The organism is Bradyrhizobium sp. LTSP885 (assembly GCF_000938305.1).
Classification (GTDB): Bacteria; Pseudomonadota; Alphaproteobacteria; order Rhizobiales; family Xanthobacteraceae; genus Bradyrhizobium.
Genome location: NZ_JYMT01000003.1, coordinates 125280 through 141133, shown reverse-complemented (window position 1 = coordinate 141133; position 15854 = coordinate 125280). Strand labels below are relative to the sequence as shown.

16 protein-coding genes are annotated in these 15854 nt (G+C 63.0%); 9 read left to right on the top strand and 7 right to left on the bottom strand.

The window, feature by feature from the left end:
• Window positions 1-68: 68 nt before the first annotated feature.
• Genes UP09_RS01955 through UP09_RS01945 form a run of 3 tightly spaced genes read right to left on the bottom strand, consistent with a single transcriptional unit; the run spans window position 69 to window position 2266 of the window.
• Entirely contained in the window at window positions 69-1445 is a 1377-nt protein-coding gene (locus UP09_RS01955) for a lysozyme inhibitor LprI family protein (RefSeq protein ID WP_044536326.1), read from the bottom strand.
• 3 nt (window positions 1446-1448) lie between these two features.
• Window positions 1449-1844: a hypothetical protein gene (locus UP09_RS01950; RefSeq protein ID WP_044536325.1), complete on the bottom strand. Its 396-nt coding sequence runs from the start codon at window positions 1842-1844 to the stop codon at window positions 1449-1451.
• Window positions 1841-2266, bottom strand: a complete 426-nt coding sequence (locus UP09_RS01945) for a hypothetical protein (RefSeq protein ID WP_044536324.1) — start codon at window positions 2264-2266, stop codon at window positions 1841-1843. Before UP09_RS01945 ends, UP09_RS01950 begins: the two co-directional genes overlap by 4 nt.
• Before the next feature lie 196 nt (window positions 2267-2462).
• On the opposite strand from UP09_RS01945, the gene UP09_RS01940 reads away from it, so the two are divergent.
• Window positions 2463-3113: a glycoside hydrolase domain-containing protein gene (locus tag UP09_RS01940; protein WP_044536323.1), complete on the top strand. Its 651-nt coding sequence runs from the start codon at window positions 2463-2465 to the stop codon at window positions 3111-3113.
• A 144-nt stretch (window positions 3114-3257) separates the two neighbouring features.
• On the opposite strand, the gene secA is transcribed toward UP09_RS01940, so the two are convergent.
• Window positions 3258-6110: a preprotein translocase subunit SecA gene (secA, locus tag UP09_RS01935; RefSeq protein ID WP_044536322.1), complete on the bottom strand. Its 2853-nt coding sequence runs from the start codon at window positions 6108-6110 to the stop codon at window positions 3258-3260.
• 344 nt (window positions 6111-6454) lie between these two features.
• Between secA and UP09_RS01930 the strand changes: the two genes are divergently transcribed.
• Together UP09_RS01930 and argJ are read left to right on the top strand one after the other, a co-directional pair.
• Window positions 6455-7372: a peptidylprolyl isomerase gene (locus tag UP09_RS01930; RefSeq protein WP_044536321.1), complete on the top strand. Its 918-nt coding sequence runs from the start codon at window positions 6455-6457 to the stop codon at window positions 7370-7372.
• A 160-nt stretch (window positions 7373-7532) separates the two neighbouring features.
• Entirely contained in the window at window positions 7533-8774 is a 1242-nt protein-coding gene (argJ, locus tag UP09_RS01925; RefSeq protein WP_044536320.1) for a bifunctional glutamate N-acetyltransferase/amino-acid acetyltransferase ArgJ, read from the top strand.
• A 102-nt stretch (window positions 8775-8876) separates the two neighbouring features.
• On the opposite strand, the gene UP09_RS01920 is transcribed toward argJ, so the two are convergent.
• Complete coding sequence (locus tag UP09_RS01920; RefSeq protein WP_044536319.1) at window positions 8877-10232, bottom strand: TadE/TadG family type IV pilus assembly protein; 1356 nt, start codon at window positions 10230-10232, stop codon at window positions 8877-8879.
• Between the two features lie 173 nt (window positions 10233-10405).
• Here UP09_RS01920 and UP09_RS01915 point away from each other — a divergent pair, with 173 nt between their 5' ends.
• The gene (locus tag UP09_RS01915) at window positions 10406-10816 is read left to right on the top strand and encodes a (deoxy)nucleoside triphosphate pyrophosphohydrolase (protein ID WP_044536318.1); all 411 of its coding nucleotides are present in this window, start codon (window positions 10406-10408) and stop codon (window positions 10814-10816) included.
• Window positions 10817-10834: 18 nt separating this feature from the next.
• Here UP09_RS01915 and UP09_RS01910 read toward each other — a convergent pair whose 3' ends face one another.
• Window positions 10835-11677 carry a methyltransferase domain-containing protein gene (locus UP09_RS01910; RefSeq protein ID WP_044536317.1) on the bottom strand — a complete coding sequence of 281 codons (843 nt, stop codon included), beginning with the start codon at window positions 11675-11677 and terminating at the stop codon, window positions 10835-10837.
• A 76-nt stretch (window positions 11678-11753) separates the two neighbouring features.
• Here UP09_RS01910 and UP09_RS01905 point away from each other — a divergent pair, with 76 nt between their 5' ends.
• From UP09_RS01905 to UP09_RS01885, 5 genes are all read left to right on the top strand, one after another.
• Entirely contained in the window at window positions 11754-12563 is an 810-nt protein-coding gene (locus UP09_RS01905) for a ComF family protein (RefSeq protein ID WP_044536316.1), read from the top strand.
• Window positions 12564-12596: 33 nt separating this feature from the next.
• Window positions 12597-12869, top strand: coding sequence for a glutaredoxin 3 (grxC, locus tag UP09_RS01900; protein WP_044536315.1), 273 nt, complete (start codon window positions 12597-12599; stop codon window positions 12867-12869).
• A complete protein-coding gene (locus tag UP09_RS01895; protein ID WP_044536314.1) occupies window positions 12869-13747 on the top strand; it encodes a carbon-nitrogen hydrolase family protein in 879 nt (292 codons plus the stop codon). Before grxC ends, UP09_RS01895 begins: the two co-directional genes overlap by 1 nt.
• Window positions 13744-14217, top strand: coding sequence for a DUF1178 family protein (locus tag UP09_RS01890; protein ID WP_044536313.1), 474 nt, complete (start codon window positions 13744-13746; stop codon window positions 14215-14217). The genes UP09_RS01895 and UP09_RS01890 overlap by 4 nt, the downstream gene beginning before the upstream one ends.
• Window positions 14218-14332: 115 nt before the next feature.
• The gene (locus UP09_RS01885; protein ID WP_044536312.1) at window positions 14333-14773 is read left to right on the top strand and encodes an EamA family transporter; all 441 of its coding nucleotides are present in this window, start codon (window positions 14333-14335) and stop codon (window positions 14771-14773) included.
• 12 nt (window positions 14774-14785) lie between these two features.
• On the opposite strand, the gene UP09_RS01880 is transcribed toward UP09_RS01885, so the two are convergent.
• Window positions 14786-15685 (bottom strand): EamA family transporter, encoded by a 900-nt coding sequence (locus UP09_RS01880; RefSeq protein WP_044536311.1) that lies wholly within the window; start codon window positions 15683-15685, stop codon window positions 14786-14788.
• Window positions 15686-15854: the final 169 nt, after the last annotated feature.

The window sequence follows — 15854 nt, the reverse complement described above, 5'->3', positions numbered from 1 at the left end:
TCCCGGAATTCGCTCGCAGCTTCGGGCCTCGACAGCCGTCCGCGGATGATCGAGGCCGTCGCCTCGCATCATTGCAATCGATCTTTCATTTGCTTGATCCGCAAATGATAGGTGGCCACCAGACAGTCACTTTCGTCGGCGCACGCACGTCGCCACTCCAGCCATGTCCGCTGTTCCGACTCCAGCTTCGATTTGGCCGCATTGCCGCCTTTCGCAATTGCCTCGGCATAGTAGCGGGACAGAAGCACATCATAGACGGATAGTTTGCTGCTGGCGCAGATAGCTTCCTCATCCTTCATCTTTGTCGTTCGGGTGGCACACCAGGCGGGCCCCTGAATAGTGGCCAGGCTTCGGGGATCGACGGGCTTGCCCGCCGCACCAGGCAAATCCTTCAGCAGCGTTTTTGGATTGAGGACCCCGAAATCCGGCAGATAGATCATCTTTGGACCGTAATGATCCCTGATCCAGGTTTTGGTGACGCTTTCGTCCAGTTCGATATTTGCCTTCACCGTGATGTCATCAGTCAGACTTGCGAAGCCGTCGGCGAATTTGAACTCCAGCTCGCATGCGATCCCCTTGATACCGGAAACGACGACTTCCGCGACAAGCGTCTTGGAGCCTGCATCGTAATACGCGAGATACTCGTCATATGCAGATGCCGTCAGGAAGTCGTCGTCCCAGAATTGATCGGCCGCCGCCGATGCCGTGATGCAGGCCCGCACCACGTCTGCCTTTGTCCGCGGCACGAGCCCCTTGTAGCCGTTCACCCGGATCGACCAACGGATTGCCGCACCGGTCGTATTGACCAGCAGCTTGTCGTTTCCAACCTTGACCAGGGCTTCCGCCAGCAGCGCCGCGGGGACCAGCGGTTGTGATACATCGAGCGTCGCGTATTTTTGCGCCAGGGCAAGAAGATTGCGTCCGATTTCACCGACAGCCTGGTTGTAGGCCTGAATCTCTGCCTTCAGGTTGAGTGAATTTGACGTGGCCGGGTTCCCCGGAGTGATCGTCGCGTTACCGACGTCGATATAGGGGGCATGGAAAGACAGCGTCGCGTGCGCATCCATCGCGCGGCTCAACTCGGTCCCTGCCCTGTTGCGACTCAAACCTGCAAGAAAGATCCAGCCACAGGCCGACTCGCAGGCAGCACCTGCAGCGATCGAGGTTGATATCCCGCCTGAGACGAAATCGGCGATCTTCAAGCCTTCAACGAAGTCGCCGCCCGGTGAATTCAGGCATAGCGTCGGCCCCGTTTCAATCGGCGGATAGTTTTTGGGGAGCTTCTGCCTGAACTTGTCGAAGTCCCCCGCAGCGATTTCACCGTCCATCCGCAACTGGCAATCGGTCCGCTTCAAATCGACAGTGAAGTCGGCCGTCCAGGCCTTCGGCGGCAAGGCCGGGACTCCGATCACCATCGCGACCAAGGCAAAGACTGCGTTTCGCATCGTCTACCTCGAGCGGAGTCCGGTACCTTCCCGCATGACTGCGTCATAGGAATCGATCGACCACCGGCTCCGCTGCGCATCCCAATAGAAGACGTATTGAGTCCCCGGCGCCAACTTCGTGGATTGAATCGCTGCGCCGTCATGATAGGCAACCGACACGGCGCCGCCGTTGTTCGGCAGCGTCACAAACTGCCCGGGTGATATCTCGATCTGTTTCCAGTCGCCGTCGAGATAAGACAGGTTGATTGGAGCCTTCGCGACGCTCAACAGGATGACCGTGTTTGCCAACGCAGCTTTCGGGATCTGATTGGAGCTGCGAAGCTCATCCGCGCGCGAGGAACAACCGAACCAGCCAAGGCAAGCGCACAGCACGACCGCCAGTTTGCCGGCTCGCATCATGGTTTCGGATCACCCTTCTCAGCTGGTGGCGCTTCCTTTGGTCCGGTGGGCTGACTCATTCGGCCCAGCATGTAACCGATGATGGTCCCGAACAGACCGAAGGCAGGCGCGATCTGCTCGTTGGAGTATCCTGCGGTAATGAGCAGCAGGGAGGCGGTGATGACCGTGACGACGATCATGGCACGGGACACGTCTTCCGGTCGCTTGTCGCGGATATTGCGGACCGCATAGATGTACAGGCAGATCACGATCAGACCGAAGGCAACGATCAGACAGGTCAGCCACAGCTCATACGGCGTCTTCTTGAACAGCACGTCCGGCAGATTGCCGGCCCCGGCAACCGGGTTTGACGGCAGATCGGACGGAACCTGCTGCGCGGATGATAACGTGGGGACAGCAAATGCCGTAACCGACGCGAGCACTCTTAAAGCTGCGGACCTATTCATTTGAATCAACTATCTTAGATTGAAAACAGCGATCCTACGCCTCCTCGCGGGCAAGGCAAGATGGAACTGCTGCCAGTCTTGGCAGACCGCTGCGGGCGGATTATTACTTCTGGTTGTTATTCCTTCTTGCTGCACTGATTTTTGAAACGGACCTTTTTGGGAGCGAACCAAAATGATCATCGATTGTGATGTCGGCTTCGAGAATTTTGTGAATACCCTGACGAAAAACAACATCGATACAGTCGGCCGGTACTATTGCAAATCAAACGATCCGACCGCCTATAAGTTGATCTCGCCCAAGGAGGCAGGTCAGATTGCAAAGGCGAATATCCGCCTCTTCACAGTGTTCGAGGCCGGCTCTGTAGACCTGTCGAAAGGCGCGGATCACGCGACCACGGCAATGAATTGCGCCAACAGCATCGGGCAACCTCAAGGGAGTGGCATCTATTTCGGCATTGAGAAGGACGGCGGGTTCGAGTCAGGCGACCTGCCGCGAATAAGCACGTACTTCACCGACATCAAGAGAACGATCGGCGGTAAATTTGACATTGGGATCTACAGCAACGGCACGCCCTGCGGTTCGTTGCTCCAGGCCGGCCTAGTCAAATACACGTGGCTTGCTGCCGCCTCATACGGGCACGATGGGACTTGGGATTTTTACTCCAGCGGTCTTTGGACGATCGCGCAAGTGGGGCCGCTGGATATCAAGACGTGGAAAATTCCTAGTTGGAAAGTCGCTCCAAAAGCGCCTCGATGGGAGATTGATGTCGATTTTGCGAAGAACGAGTTTGGCTCGTTCCTGGCCAATCCACCTGTCGCATAAATCAGAGCGGGTGGGCAAAGGCGCGTGGTGCCGTGCCTACCATCACGAGCGAAGCAAGAACTGGTGGGCACGCCGAGTCTGTCATCGGGCGCGCGTTCGCGCGACCCGTTGGCTTTGCCCACCCTAAAACCTTGTCGCAGCCGCTTAACCGTACCGCCCGTGGCAGTGCTTGTACCGCTTGCCTGAGCCGCAGGGGCAATCCTCGTTGCGGCCGATCTTGCCCCAGCTTGCCGGGTTGTTCGGATCGCGGTCGGAGGCCGGGGTTTTCGGCACCAGCGAGGCCTGCGCAAAATTGGCTTGCGCGAACGCCATCTCGTCCTCGCCGGTGTTCGGATCGAGCTTGTGCGCTTCCATCGGCGGCAGCACCGGCTGCTGCTCTTCCGGCGGGACGATCTCGACCCGTACCAGTTGCGCCGTCACCGCCTCGCGCAGATGCGCGGTCATCGCCTCATAGAGGCCGAAGGCCTCCGACTTGTATTCCTGCAACGGATCGCGCTGGCCGTAGCCGCGCAGCCCGATCACCTGGCGCAGATGGTCGAGCATCACCAGATGCTCGCGCCAGAGATGATCCAGCGTCTGCAGCAGGATGGTCTTCTCGACGTAGCGCATCACGTCGGGACCCCATTGCGCGACCTTGGCCGCCATGTGCTCGTCGACATGCTTCTCGATGCGCGTCAGCAATTCCTCGTCGGCAATGCCCTCTTCCTTGGCCCAGTCCTCGACCGGCAGGTCGGCGTCGAGCACGCGCTTCAATTCTTCCTTGAGGCCCGCCACGTCCCACTGTTCGGCATAGGCGTGTTCCGGCACATGCTTGGCGACGATGTCGTCGATGAAATCATGACGCATGTCCGCGACCATTTCGGCCACGCTGTCGCTCTTCATCAGCTCGACGCGCTGGTCGAAGATCACCTTGCGCTGATCGTTCTGGACGTTGTCGAACTTCAAGAGGTTCTTGCGGATGTCGAAGTTACGCGCCTCGACCTTCTGCTGCGCCTTCTCCAGCGCCTTGTTGATCCAGGGGTGAATGATGGCCTCGCCTTCCTGCAGGCCGAGCCGCTGCAGCATGCTGTCGAGGCGGTCGGAGCCGAAGATGCGCATCAGATCGTCTTCCAGCGACAGGAAGAATTTCGAGCGGCCGGGATCGCCCTGACGGCCGGAACGGCCGCGCAGCTGGTTGTCGATGCGGCGGGATTCGTGGCGCTCGGAGCCCATGATGTAGAGGCCGCCGGGCTTCGTCACGGTCTTGGCCGGCCTGGAGCCCTTGGCGGGCTCGATCTCGACCACTTCCTCCGCCTTCAGCACGAGTTCGCGGAAGCGCTCGATGTCGGCCTTGATCTGCTCGATCTTCGCGGCCTTCTCGGCCTCGTCAGTGATGTCGCCGGTCTCCTGCTGGATCCGCATCTCGAGCGAGCCGCCGAGCTTGATGTCGGTACCGCGGCCGGCCATGTTGGTCGCGATCGTGATCGCGCCGGGCACGCCGGCTTCCGCCACGATGTAGGCTTCCTGCTCGTGGAAGCGCGCGTTCAGCACTGCGAACAGCTTGGCCGGCTTGCCGGCGCGCGCCGCCGCATAGAGCTTGTCCATGCCGGACTCAGCGCCGAAGTCGATCTGCTTGTAGCCGTGCTTCTTGAGATATTCGGCCAGCACTTCCGACTTCTCGATCGACGCCGTGCCGACCAGCACCGGCTGCAGCCGCTTGTTGGCACGCTCGATCTCGGCGAGGATCGCGGCGTATTTTTCGCCCTGGGTGCGATAGACCTCGTCGTCCTCGTCGAGGCGCGCGACCTGAACGTTGGTCGGGATTTCGACGACCTCGAGCTTGTAGATGTCGAACAGTTCGTCGGCTTCGGTCAGCGCCGTGCCGGTCATGCCGGCCAGCTTGCCGTACATCCGGAAATAGTTCTGGAAGGTGATCGAGGCGAGCGTCTGGTTCTCCGGCTGGACCTGGACGTGCTCCTTGGCTTCCAGCGCCTGGTGCAGGCCTTCCGAATAGCGCCGGCCCTGCATCATGCGGCCAGTGAACTCATCGATGATCACGACCTCGTCGTCGCGGACGATGTAGTCCTTGTCGCGGTTGAACAGCGTATGCGCGCGCAGTGCCTGGTTGACGTGGTGCACGACCGAGACGTTCTCGACGTCGTAAAGAGAATCGCCCTTGAGCTGGCCGGCGTCACGCAGCAGGTTCTCCAGCTTCTCCATGCCGGCTTCGGTCAACGTCACCGTGCGCTGCTTCTCGTCGACGTCGTAGTCGGTCTTGTCGAGTTGCGGAAAGAACGTGTCGATGGTGTTGTAGAAGTCCGAGCGGTCGTCGAGCGGACCGGAGATGATCAGCGGCGTGCGCGCTTCGTCGATCAGGATCGAGTCGACTTCGTCGACGATGGCGTAGAAGTGGTCGCGCTGGACCATGTCCTCCAGGCGGTACTTCATGTTGTCGCGCAGATAATCGAAGCCGTATTCGTTGTTGGTGCCGTAGGTGATGTCGCAGGCATAGGCCGTCTTGCGCTCGGAATCGTCGAGGCCGTGCACGATCACGCCGGTGGTCAGGCCGAGGAACGAATAGATCTGGCCCATCCAGCCGGAATCGCGGCGGGCGAGGTAGTCGTTGACGGTGACGACGTGGACGCCCTTGCCGGCGAGCGCGTTGAGGTAGACCGCAAGCGTTGCGACCAGCGTCTTGCCTTCGCCGGTCTTCATCTCGGCGATGTCGCCCTCATGCAGCACCATGCCGCCGATCAGCTGGACATCGAAATGGCGCTGGCCGAGCGTCCGCTTCGCCGCCTCGCGCACCGTCGCGAAGGCCGGAACCAGGAGGTCGTCGAGCGTCTTGCCGTCGGCGAGCTGCTGCCTGAATTCGTCGGTACGGGCCTTCAGCGCCTCGTCGGACAATTTGACGAGCTCGTCCTCCAGCGCGTTGATGGCGTTGACGCGGGACTGATAGCCCTTGACCCGACGGTCATTGGAGGAGCCGAAAAACTTGCGGGCGAGCGCGCCGATCATGCGAAATTCCTGTTCTTCGGTCTTGCGTTACAGCCTGATGTAGTCCACCGGATCGCCCATCAACTCACCGTGACGCGCCGCGGTTCGGGCCCCGACCGGGGGCTCATCCGCCAATTGAGTGGGAAACAGGCCATCCAAGGTTCAACGGCCAAAAACGCAGCAAAATAAGCGCTCTCGCCATTGACACGATGGGGCATCAGATATGGCCGGGTCGGGGGGTTGTCAACTTCGGCAAGATGTCAAGGAATTCATCATTTTGACAGACTTTTCGCGTTGCCAAGGCTACGCGATTGGGCGAGTGTCCGCCGCGCTCGCACTTACCCCCTTTGAGACAAGGATTTTGCATGACCACCTCGCTTCCGGAAACGAAAACCGGCCTGCGCCTCGGCTTGGCCACACTGGCCGTAGCGGGCTGCCTTGGCGCCCTCCTGGCCGCCGGCCTGCCGGTCCGGGCTGCCGATTCCGACCCGGTGGTCGCGAAGGTGAACGGTTCCGAGATTCACGCCAGCGACGTCGCGCTCGCCGAGGAAGAACTGGGACCGAGCCTCGCGCAGATGGACCCCGCGACCAAGAAGGAGAACGTGCTGTCCTTCCTGATCGACATGAAGATCGTGTCCAAGGCCGCCGAGGACAAGAAGGTCGAGAACAACGAGGACTTCAAGAAGCGCCTCGCCTTCACCCGCAGCCGCCTGCTGATGGACAGCCTGCTCGCCGCCGAGGGCAAGGCTGCGACCACCGACGAGGCCATGAAGAAGGTCTATGACGACGCCGCCAAGCAGATCACCGGCGAGCAGGAAGTGCGCGCCCGCCACATCCTGGTCGAGACCGAGGACGAGGCCAAGGCGGTCAAGGCCGAGCTCGACAAGGGCGCCGATTTCGCCGAGCTCGCCAAGAAGAAGTCCAAGGATCCGGGTGCTGCCGACGGCGGCGACCTCGGCTTCTTCACCAAGGAGCAGATGGTGCCGGAATTCTCCGCGGTGGCTTTCGCAATGGAGCCGGGCAAGATTTCCGATCCGGTGAAGTCGCAGTTCGGCTGGCACATCATCAAGGTCGAGGAAAAGCGCAACCGCAAGGCGCCGGACTTCGATCAGGTGAAGGGCCAGATCGAGACCTATGTGACCCGCAAGGCGCAGGCCGACTATGTCGCCAAGCTGCGCGAGGCCGCCAAGATCGAGCGCACCGACGCGCCGGCCGCCCCGGCGGAGGCCGCCAAGGACGCGCCGAAGCCGTCCGACAGCAAGATGGCGCCGGCGAAGAAGTAAGCGACGCGAACCGAGTTGAAGTTGCGATGGCCGGGCATGTCCCGGCCATCTGCATTTTTGAACGATTGATGACAGCTGCATTCGTGGGCCTTGCCCCTCTCCCGTTTCGACGAGTGAGATGGTAAGCAGCGCTTCCCTCCTCGTAGCCGGAAGCCGTCCCATGTCCACCGCCGTCTCCCCCCTCGCCCCGACTGACGTTCCCAACATGCCCGAGATCGCGGGCGTGAGGCTTGCGACCGCTGCCGCCGGCATCCGCTACAAGGGGCGCACCGACGTGCTGCTGGCGCTCCTGGACAAGGGCACCACGGTGGCCGGCGTCTTCACCAAGTCGAAATGCCCGTCGGCGCCAGTCGAATGGTGCCGCGCCAAGCTGAAGGGCGGACAGGCAAGAGCGGTGGTGGTCAATTCCGGCAACGCCAACGCCTTCACCGGCAAGACCGGCAAGCACTCCACCGCGCTGACCGCGCAGATCGCGGCAAAGGCGGTCGGCTGCACCGCCGGCGAGATCTTCCTCGCCTCGACAGGCGTGATCGGCGAGCCGCTCGACGCTACCAAGTTCGACGGCGTGCTGGCGACGCTTGCCGAGGCAGCGACGCCCGACCACTGGATCGACGCGGCGAAGGCGATCATGACCACCGACACCTTCCCGAAAGTCGCGACCGCGACCGTGAAGCTCGGCAAGGCCAAGGTGACGATCAACGGCATGGCCAAGGGCGCCGGCATGATCATGCCCGACATGGCGACCATGCTGTCGTTCGTCTTCACCGACGCGCCGCTGTCGTCAGCCGTGCTGCAATCGCTGCTCAAGGCCGGCGTCGAGGACACTTTCAACGCCATCACCATCGACAGTGACACCTCGACCTCGGACACGCTGCTGGCGTTTGCGACCGGCGCCGCAGCAGCCCATGGCGCGCCGAAGATCAGCCGCGCCGGCGACCCGCGGCTGAAGGCGTTCGCCAAGGCGTTCCACGGCGTGCTCGCAAATCTGTCTGAACAAGTGGCGCGCGACGGCGAAGGCGCGCGCAAGCTGGTCGAGGTCATCGTCGAGGGCGCGACGACAAAACCGTCGGCGCGAAAAATCGCGATGTCGATCGCCAATTCGCCGCTGGTCAAGACCGCGATCGCCGGCGAGGACGCCAATTGGGGCCGCGTCGTGATGGCGGTCGGCAAGGCCGGCGAGCCCGCCAATCGCGACAAGCTGTCGATCTCCTTCAACGGCATCCGCGTCGCCAAGAGCGGCGCGCGCGATCCGTCCTACAACGAGAAGGAAGTCTCGGAAGCGATGAAGGCGCCGAAGATCCAAATCAAGGTCGCGCTCGGCCTCGGCAAGGGCCGCGACCGCGTACTGACCTGCGATCTCACCAAGGAATATGTCGCGATCAACGGCGACTACAGGTCTTAGACGGTATCGTCATTGCGAGGAGCGAAGCGACGAAGCAATCCATCTCTCCGAGTATGCGGAGCGATGGATTGCTTCGCTTCGCTCGCAATGACGGAACAATTGCTAGCTGCTGATCCGCGCGTCGGCGACCGCCTTCTTGAACAGTGCGGTCATCGCGTCCGAGATGCCCAGGGTCGGGGTGATCTCGAAGTACAGGCCCGGCGACGCGCAGGTTTGCATATTCTGCGCGATCTGGCTGTTCGGCGAGGGTCCGAACGGTCCCTGATTGAATGGATCGAGCCAGTCCATGTACCAAGTGTTTGACGGCAACTGGAGATAGGTCGTGTAGAGCACGGCCACCTTGATGCCCCGATTCTTGAGCGTGGCGCACAGTGCAGGATCAATCGGCGCCTGGCAGCGGGGGGAGATGTTGCCCCAATCCTTATTGTACATCGTCTTAGGGCACGACGCGTTGCTTTCGTCGGTGACACCGTCGGAAACAAAGAAGAGATATTTCAGCGGCGAGGAGGACGTTCCCGAACCGGGGTTGCTGATGACGTTGTTGATGGCGGGAAGCAGGGTGCCGAAGAGCGTGTTCTTGTCCCCAGTATAGATGTCGTTATCCCCGCCATTAGCCCAAACCCCCATCAAGTCGATATTCCCCGCAGCCGTCTTGGCGCTGGAGAGACTAGACGAGAGCGAGAACAGGGATCTCAGGCCCATGGCCTGTGACGTGCCGCCGAAATCATAAATCGCCATCCGGAACTGGCTCGGATAGGTCGCGTACTGGCTTGCCGTGTCCATCAGATTCTGGGTCGCCGTACGCAGCACGTCGATCCGGGTCGTCACGCCCAGGGTCTTTGCGAGATTGTAGTAGTTATTGGCAGTGCTGAGATCGTGACAGGCGAAGGCGCACTGGTCGGGCGTGTTGCTGACCATCTTCGTAACGTCCGTCGGCGTCGCCGCAACGCCCATCGACGGCGAATTGTCGAGCAGCAGATAGAAGTCGATGTATTGCGGCATGTTGGCGGTCGAGGTCGACGTACCCGTCACCGTGACCGTCTTGCTGCCCATCAGGCCGAGGAACATGGTCGAGACGGTGGCCGAGAACTGCACCGTCGACGTGAGGGCGCCGCCGCTCTTGCTGACGGCCGGCGTCACGCTGCCGAGGGTGAAACCGCCCTGGTTGGCGACATAGCCGGTGAATATCTTGGTGGCGTCGGCGACGCCCGCCGGGACCGGGCCATCCGAGGTCATCGCACCGGCGGCGATAAAGCCGGGCGACGCCTTGGCGATCGATCCGACACTCGCGGCGTCTGCAGCGGACTGCAATTTGCTGCGGATCTGGTTGGCACGCGAATAGTCGATCGCGCATCCGACGGCGCCCAGCACCGGCACCGCGAGAAGGGCAAAGACAATTGCGACATTGCCGGAGCGATCGCGGCGAAAGCGGCGGAGGATCGACATCAAGGTGCGCATCGGATTTATGGGTGTATGGGTTTCTATCGGTATATGACCGTCCCTGACCCTGCCGGTGACGGATTAAAGGGAACTTATCGCGATCGCAGAAAGGCGAGCGGGAACAAAACGTTTTGCCCTGCCACGATTGCTGGTTAATGAAGGCTTGCCCGATTTCAGACAATGCGCATCACATGGCCGATATCAAACTAACCCTCGTCGTCGCCTGCGCGCTCGTCGATGCCGACAAGCGTGTGCTGCTGGCGCAGCGCCCCGAAGGCAAGGCGCTCGCCGGCCTGTGGGAATTCCCTGGCGGCAAGCTCGAGCCCGGCGAGCGGCCGGAACAGACCCTGATCCGCGAACTGCACGAGGAGATCGGCATCACGGTGAGCGAGCCATGTCTGGCGCCGCTGACCTTTGCCAGCCACGCCTACGAGACCTTCCATTTGCTGATGCCGCTCTACATCTGCCGCCGCTGGGAGGGCATCGCGGTGGCGCGCGAGGGCCAGACCCTGGCCTGGGTCCGCGCCAACAAGCTGCGCGACTACCCGATGCCGCCGGCGGATATTCCGCTGCTGCCGCATCTGATTGATCTGTTGCTGTAGGGGGCGCCTTCTGCGTCCCTAACGTTTCGCGCCCTTCACCGCCGCTTCCAGACTCGCTCTTGCCGAGCCCGGCTTCAACGGCTTCGGCTGGCTGTCATGCGGCGCCCAGCCGGACAGCCAGACGATGTCGAAGGTGGCACGGATGCGACCGTCGGCATCGGCAAAGCGCTCACTGTAGATCTGTGCCATCCGCAGCATGGTGGCGCGGCGGGTCGCGGTGCGGCGGCGCTCACGCAAGATATTGGTCGCGCCCATGCGCCTTAAATCCTGCATCAACGCGAATGCGCTGGCGTAGCGCACCACGACGCGATCGACATCGGTGACCGGCAGCGCGAAGCCGGCACGCTGCAACAGCGCACCGATATCACGCAGATCGGCAAACGGTGCGACGCGCGGCGACGCGCCGCCATCGCATTCGGCTTCCGCCGCGGCAAAACTCTGCCGGAGCTCGGTCAGCGTATCGCCGCCGAGCATCGCCGCGAGCAACAGGCCGTCGCCCTTCAGCGCGCGGCGGATTTGTGCGAGCACGCCGGGGAGATCGTTGACGAACTGCAGCGCCAGCGCCGAGACGACGAGGTCGAGCGATTCAGGTGATAGCCCGAGCGTCTCCGACGGATCGAACGCGATCCGGCGGATCGAACCGGCGCGCCCGCGCACCGCCTCTGCAAGCTCGGTGCCCGGCGTCCAGAGATCGGCCGCGCCAGCAAAGCTGCGCGACACCGCCTGCAGCCGGTCGGCCAAATCCTCGACGGCACGATCGAGCAGGAACGTCACCGCGCCATCACGTCGCGCGCGCGCGAGCCGCGCGGCGAGCAGCGCGCGATCGAACAGGATGGGGGCCGTGGTCGGGTTCGGAGCCATGCCGGTTGGTTACGCTGGACGATTGCTGCTGACAATCCGCCTTGAGCGCCGCTCCTGGCAGCGCTAGCTTGATCAGATGGACGCCGAGGCATCACCGTCACGCTCGATCGCGAGCCATCTGCGCGGCGCGCTCGGCGCTGTCGGCGGCGCATGGCTGCGCACCGCGCGGCTCGCGCTCGACATCGCGCTGCCGACGCTCTGCGTGTCCTGCCGCGAGCCGGTCGCCGGCGAGGGCGTCTGCGCGGAATGCTGGTCGAAACTGTCGTTCATCGCGCCGCCGTTTTGTCCGCGGCTCGGCATACCCTTCGTTTATGACCCCGGCCCCGAGTTGCTGTCGATGGAGGCGATTGCCCATCCACCGGCCTACCAGCGCGCCCGCGCCGCGGTACGCTATGACGACGTCGCGCGCACGCTGGTGCACGCACTGAAATACCAGGACCGCACCGATTTGGCGCCCGCGATGGGCCGCTGGATGGCGCGGGCGGGGAAGGATTTGCTAAACGGTGCCGATGCGCTGGTGCCGGTTCCGCTGCATTGGCAGCGCGGCTGGAGCCGGCGCTACAACCAGTCCGGCGCGCTGGCCAAGGTGATCTCGCGCCAGAGCGGCGTCAGGATGGCCTCGGAGGCGCTCCGGCGCGTCCGCGCCACCGAGCAGCAGATCGGGCTGTCGCGCCCGCAGCGCGCCAGCAACGTCCAGGGCGCGTTCAAGGTGGCCGACGAGCGCAAATCAGACATCCAGGGCCGCCGAATCATCCTGGTCGACGACGTCCTGACCTCGGGCGCCACGGTGGATGCCTGCGCGCGGGCGCTGCTGCGGGCCAAAGCTGCGCAGGTCGACGTGCTGGTGTTCGCCCGGGTTGTCGAGAGCCACCGTGCTCCCATATAATCTGACATTCTGGTTCACCCGAGCGCACAGTGCATGACCGCTGCCATTGAAATCTACACCCGTCCGGGCTGCGGCTATTGCAGCGCGGCCAAATCGCTGCTGACACGCAAGAACGCTGAATTCACCGAACTCAACGTCGCCAGCAACCCATCCTATCGCGACGAAATGTACGGCCGCGCCGGTGCGGGTTCGACGTTCCCGCAGATATTCATCGGCAAGACCCATATCGGCGGCTGCGACGAGCTCTACGCGCTCGACCGCGAGGGCAAGCTCGACGGCCTGTTGGCCAACGGAGGCGGCGCCTGATGACCACGGACATGAGCTTCACCGCCGCCATGGTGCAGATGCGCACCGGGCTTCTCCCTGAGCCGAGCCTGGAGCAGGGCACGCGGCTGATCCGCGAGGCGGCCGCGCAGGGCGCCGACTACGTGCTGACGCCCGAAGTCAGCAATATGATGCAGCTCAACCGCAAGGCGCTGTTCGAGCATCTGGCCAGCGAAGAGGACGACAAATCGCTGAAAGCCTATCGCGCGCTCGCAGCTGAGCTGAAGATCCATCTCCATATCGGCTCGCTGGCGCTGCGCTTCTCGCCGGAAAAGGCGGTGAACCGCTCGTTCCTGATTGGGCCCGACGGCAATTTGCTCGCCAGCTACGACAAGATCCATATGTTCGATATCGATCTGCCCGGCGGCGAGAGCTACCGCGAATCCGCCAACTATCAGCCGGGCGAGACCGCCGTGATCTCGGACCTGCCCTGGGGCCGGATCGGGCTGACGATCTGCTATGACGTACGCTTCCCGGCGCTCTATCGCGCGCTGGCCGAATCCGGCGCGTCGTTCCTCACCGTGCCCTCCGCCTTCACCCGCAAGACCGGCGAAGCGCATTGGCACACCCTGCTGCGCGCCCGCGCCATCGAGACCGGCTGCTTCGTGTTCGCAGCAGCCCAGGCCGGCCTGCACGAGAACAAGCGCGAGACTTTTGGGCACTCGCTCATCATCGACCCTTGGGGCGAGATCCTCGCCGAGGGCGGCGTCGAGCCCGGCGTGTTCCTGGCCAGGATCGATCCCGCCAAGGTCGAGACCGCGCGCAAGACGATTCCGTCGCTGCAGCACGGACGACGCTTCGGCATCGCCGACCCCAAGGCCGGCCCGGAGCACCTGCACCTCGTCCGGGGCTCGGCATGATCCGCTACAATCTGCGATGCGAGACCGGCCACGAGTTCGAGAGCTGGTTCCAGAGTTCGTCGGCCTATGAATCGCAGGAGCGGCGCCACCTGATCAACTGCCCGGCCTGCGGTTCGGCCAAGGTCGAGCGCGCCATCATGGCCCCGCGCATCATCGGCAAGAAGGGCCGCGCGAAGGCGGCGCCTGAAATCGCGGCACCGCCCGCCGAGGCGCCGGCCACCGAATCGACCTCGCTGATGATGGCGCAGGAGCGCGAGCTGCGCGCCAAGCTGAAGGAATTGCGCGACCACATCGTGAAGAACGCCGACAATGTCGGCGAGCGCTTCCCCAACGAAGCGCGCAAGATGCATTACGGCGATATCGAGCATCGGCCGATCTACGGCGAGGCCTCGCCGGACGAGGCGCGCGCGCTGATCGACGAAGGCGTCGAGGTCTCGCCGCTGCCGACCCTGCCGGAAGATCGGAATTGACGCGCTCGCGTCATTCCGGGGCACGCGACAGCGTGAACCCGGAATCTCGCGCCGCAACCTCTGGATTCCGGGTTCGGTGCTGCGCACCGCCCCGGAATGACGACTTGGGAAGAGCATGACCCCCGACACCTTCCCCTCCTGGCAAGCATGGGCGCTGCTTTCGGCGTTCTTCGCAGCTCTCACCGCGATCTTTGCCAAGGTCGGCGTCGAGGGCATCAACTCCGATCTTGCCACCCTGATCCGCACCGTGATCGTGCTGATCACGCTGTCGGCGATCCTGTTCACGACCGGGCAATTCACCCAGCCGGGACCGATCTCGGGCAAGACCTGGCTGTTCCTGCTGCTGTCCGGGCTCGGCACCGGCGCATCCTGGATCTGCTATTTCCGCGCGCTGAAACTCGGCCCCGCGACCCTGGTTGCGCCGATCGACAAATTGAGCGTGGTGCTGGTGGCCCTGTTCGGCGTCGTCTTCCTCGGCGAACGCCCCTCGCTTTATGGCTGGATCGGGATTGCGCTGATCTCGGCCGGCGCGGTGCTGATCGCGGCCAAGGGATAATTGCGCGGATAACTACGCGGCAATCAGCAGCGCAACGCCAACCACAATCAGGATAATGCCGGCGAGCTCGCGCAGCGAGAACGGCTGCTTCAGCGAGAAATACGCTACGCCCTGCGCGAACAGCACCTCGAGCAGCGCCAGCGTGCGGACATTGGCCGCCGCCGTTAGCGCGAACGCCAGGAACCAGAACTGCGACGAGAACGCGCCCATGAAGCCGGCGAACATCGAGGGACGCCAGAGGCCGATGATTTTCCGCAGCACGTCGGGCGCGCGGAGCAAGAGATAGATCGACAGGATCAGCGTCTGGACAAACAGGCTCCACACCAGCGTGTAGGAGGCCGCCGTCACGAACGAGACATCAGGCACGGCAATGATCGCGCCACGGAAACTCACCGCCGACAGCGCGAACACCGCGGCGGCGCCGAGGCCGAGCACCGTCGGGCGCAAATCGGCGTAGCTTTTATTGCCGCCGGGCCGCAGCGCCGTGACGACGACGCCGACGGTTGCGATCACGATCGCGATCACCTTGGCCGTGGTCAGGTGATCGCCAAGGAAGATGAAACCGAAGATCGCGGTCTGGATCGCCTCGGTCTTCATGTAGGCCGTGGTCACCACGAAGGAGCGGTCGTTCATCGCCAGCAACATGAACCCGGTGCCGACGATCTGGCTCAGTGCGCCGAGCACGAGCCACGGCCAGAACGACTGTGACGGCCACGGCACGTGATCGCCGGTGGCGATCACGGCAAGCGCGAAGAACACCACCGCGAACGGCAGACCGAACAGGAAACGGATGTTGGTCGCGCCCCAGGTCCCGAGCGGCCCCGTTAGCGACCGCTGCATCGCATTGCGCGCCACCTGCCCGAACGCGGCAACGATAGTGAAGGGAATCCAGAGCGAGGCGATCGTGAGCATGTGCGAAAGGAGAGCCGGCGGGGCGGGACTAAAGACGCACCGTGCCGATTGCAGGCGATGCGGTCAACCGACGCGGCGCATGACAGGATTGCGCGGCATCAACAAAGGCGGTGTCGTCCCTGCGAACGCAGGGACCCATAACCACAGGGAGTGGTTTGTGGCGGGCTGG

What these genes read in the sequence shown, in the direction of transcription:
- UP09_RS01955 (WP_044536326.1), bottom strand. Translation starts at nt 1,445, where the DNA reads ATGCGAAACGCAGTCTTTGCCTTGGTCGCGATGGTGATCGGAGTCCCG.
- UP09_RS01950 (WP_044536325.1), bottom strand. Translation starts at nt 1,844, where the DNA reads ATGATGCGAGCCGGCAAACTGGCGGTCGTGCTGTGCGCTTGCCTTGGC.
- UP09_RS01940 (WP_044536323.1), top strand. Translation starts at nt 2,463, where the DNA reads ATGATCATCGATTGTGATGTCGGCTTCGAGAATTTTGTGAATACCCTG.
- secA (WP_044536322.1), bottom strand. Translation starts at nt 6,110, where the DNA reads ATGATCGGCGCGCTCGCCCGCAAGTTTTTCGGCTCCTCCAATGACCGT.
- UP09_RS01930 (WP_044536321.1), top strand. Translation starts at nt 6,455, where the DNA reads ATGACCACCTCGCTTCCGGAAACGAAAACCGGCCTGCGCCTCGGCTTG.
- argJ (WP_044536320.1), top strand. Translation starts at nt 7,533, where the DNA reads ATGTCCACCGCCGTCTCCCCCCTCGCCCCGACTGACGTTCCCAACATG.
- UP09_RS01920 (WP_044536319.1), bottom strand. Translation starts at nt 10,232, where the DNA reads ATGCGCACCTTGATGTCGATCCTCCGCCGCTTTCGCCGCGATCGCTCC.
- UP09_RS01915 (WP_044536318.1), top strand. Translation starts at nt 10,406, where the DNA reads ATGGCCGATATCAAACTAACCCTCGTCGTCGCCTGCGCGCTCGTCGAT.
- UP09_RS01910 (WP_044536317.1), bottom strand. Translation starts at nt 11,677, where the DNA reads ATGGCTCCGAACCCGACCACGGCCCCCATCCTGTTCGATCGCGCGCTG.
- UP09_RS01905 (WP_044536316.1), top strand. Translation starts at nt 11,754, where the DNA reads ATGGACGCCGAGGCATCACCGTCACGCTCGATCGCGAGCCATCTGCGC.
- grxC (WP_044536315.1), top strand. Translation starts at nt 12,597, where the DNA reads ATGACCGCTGCCATTGAAATCTACACCCGTCCGGGCTGCGGCTATTGC.
- UP09_RS01895 (WP_044536314.1), top strand. Translation starts at nt 12,869, where the DNA reads ATGACCACGGACATGAGCTTCACCGCCGCCATGGTGCAGATGCGCACC.
- UP09_RS01890 (WP_044536313.1), top strand. Translation starts at nt 13,744, where the DNA reads ATGATCCGCTACAATCTGCGATGCGAGACCGGCCACGAGTTCGAGAGC.
- UP09_RS01885 (WP_044536312.1), top strand. Translation starts at nt 14,333, where the DNA reads ATGACCCCCGACACCTTCCCCTCCTGGCAAGCATGGGCGCTGCTTTCG.
- UP09_RS01880 (WP_044536311.1), bottom strand. Translation starts at nt 15,685, where the DNA reads ATGCTCACGATCGCCTCGCTCTGGATTCCCTTCACTATCGTTGCCGCG.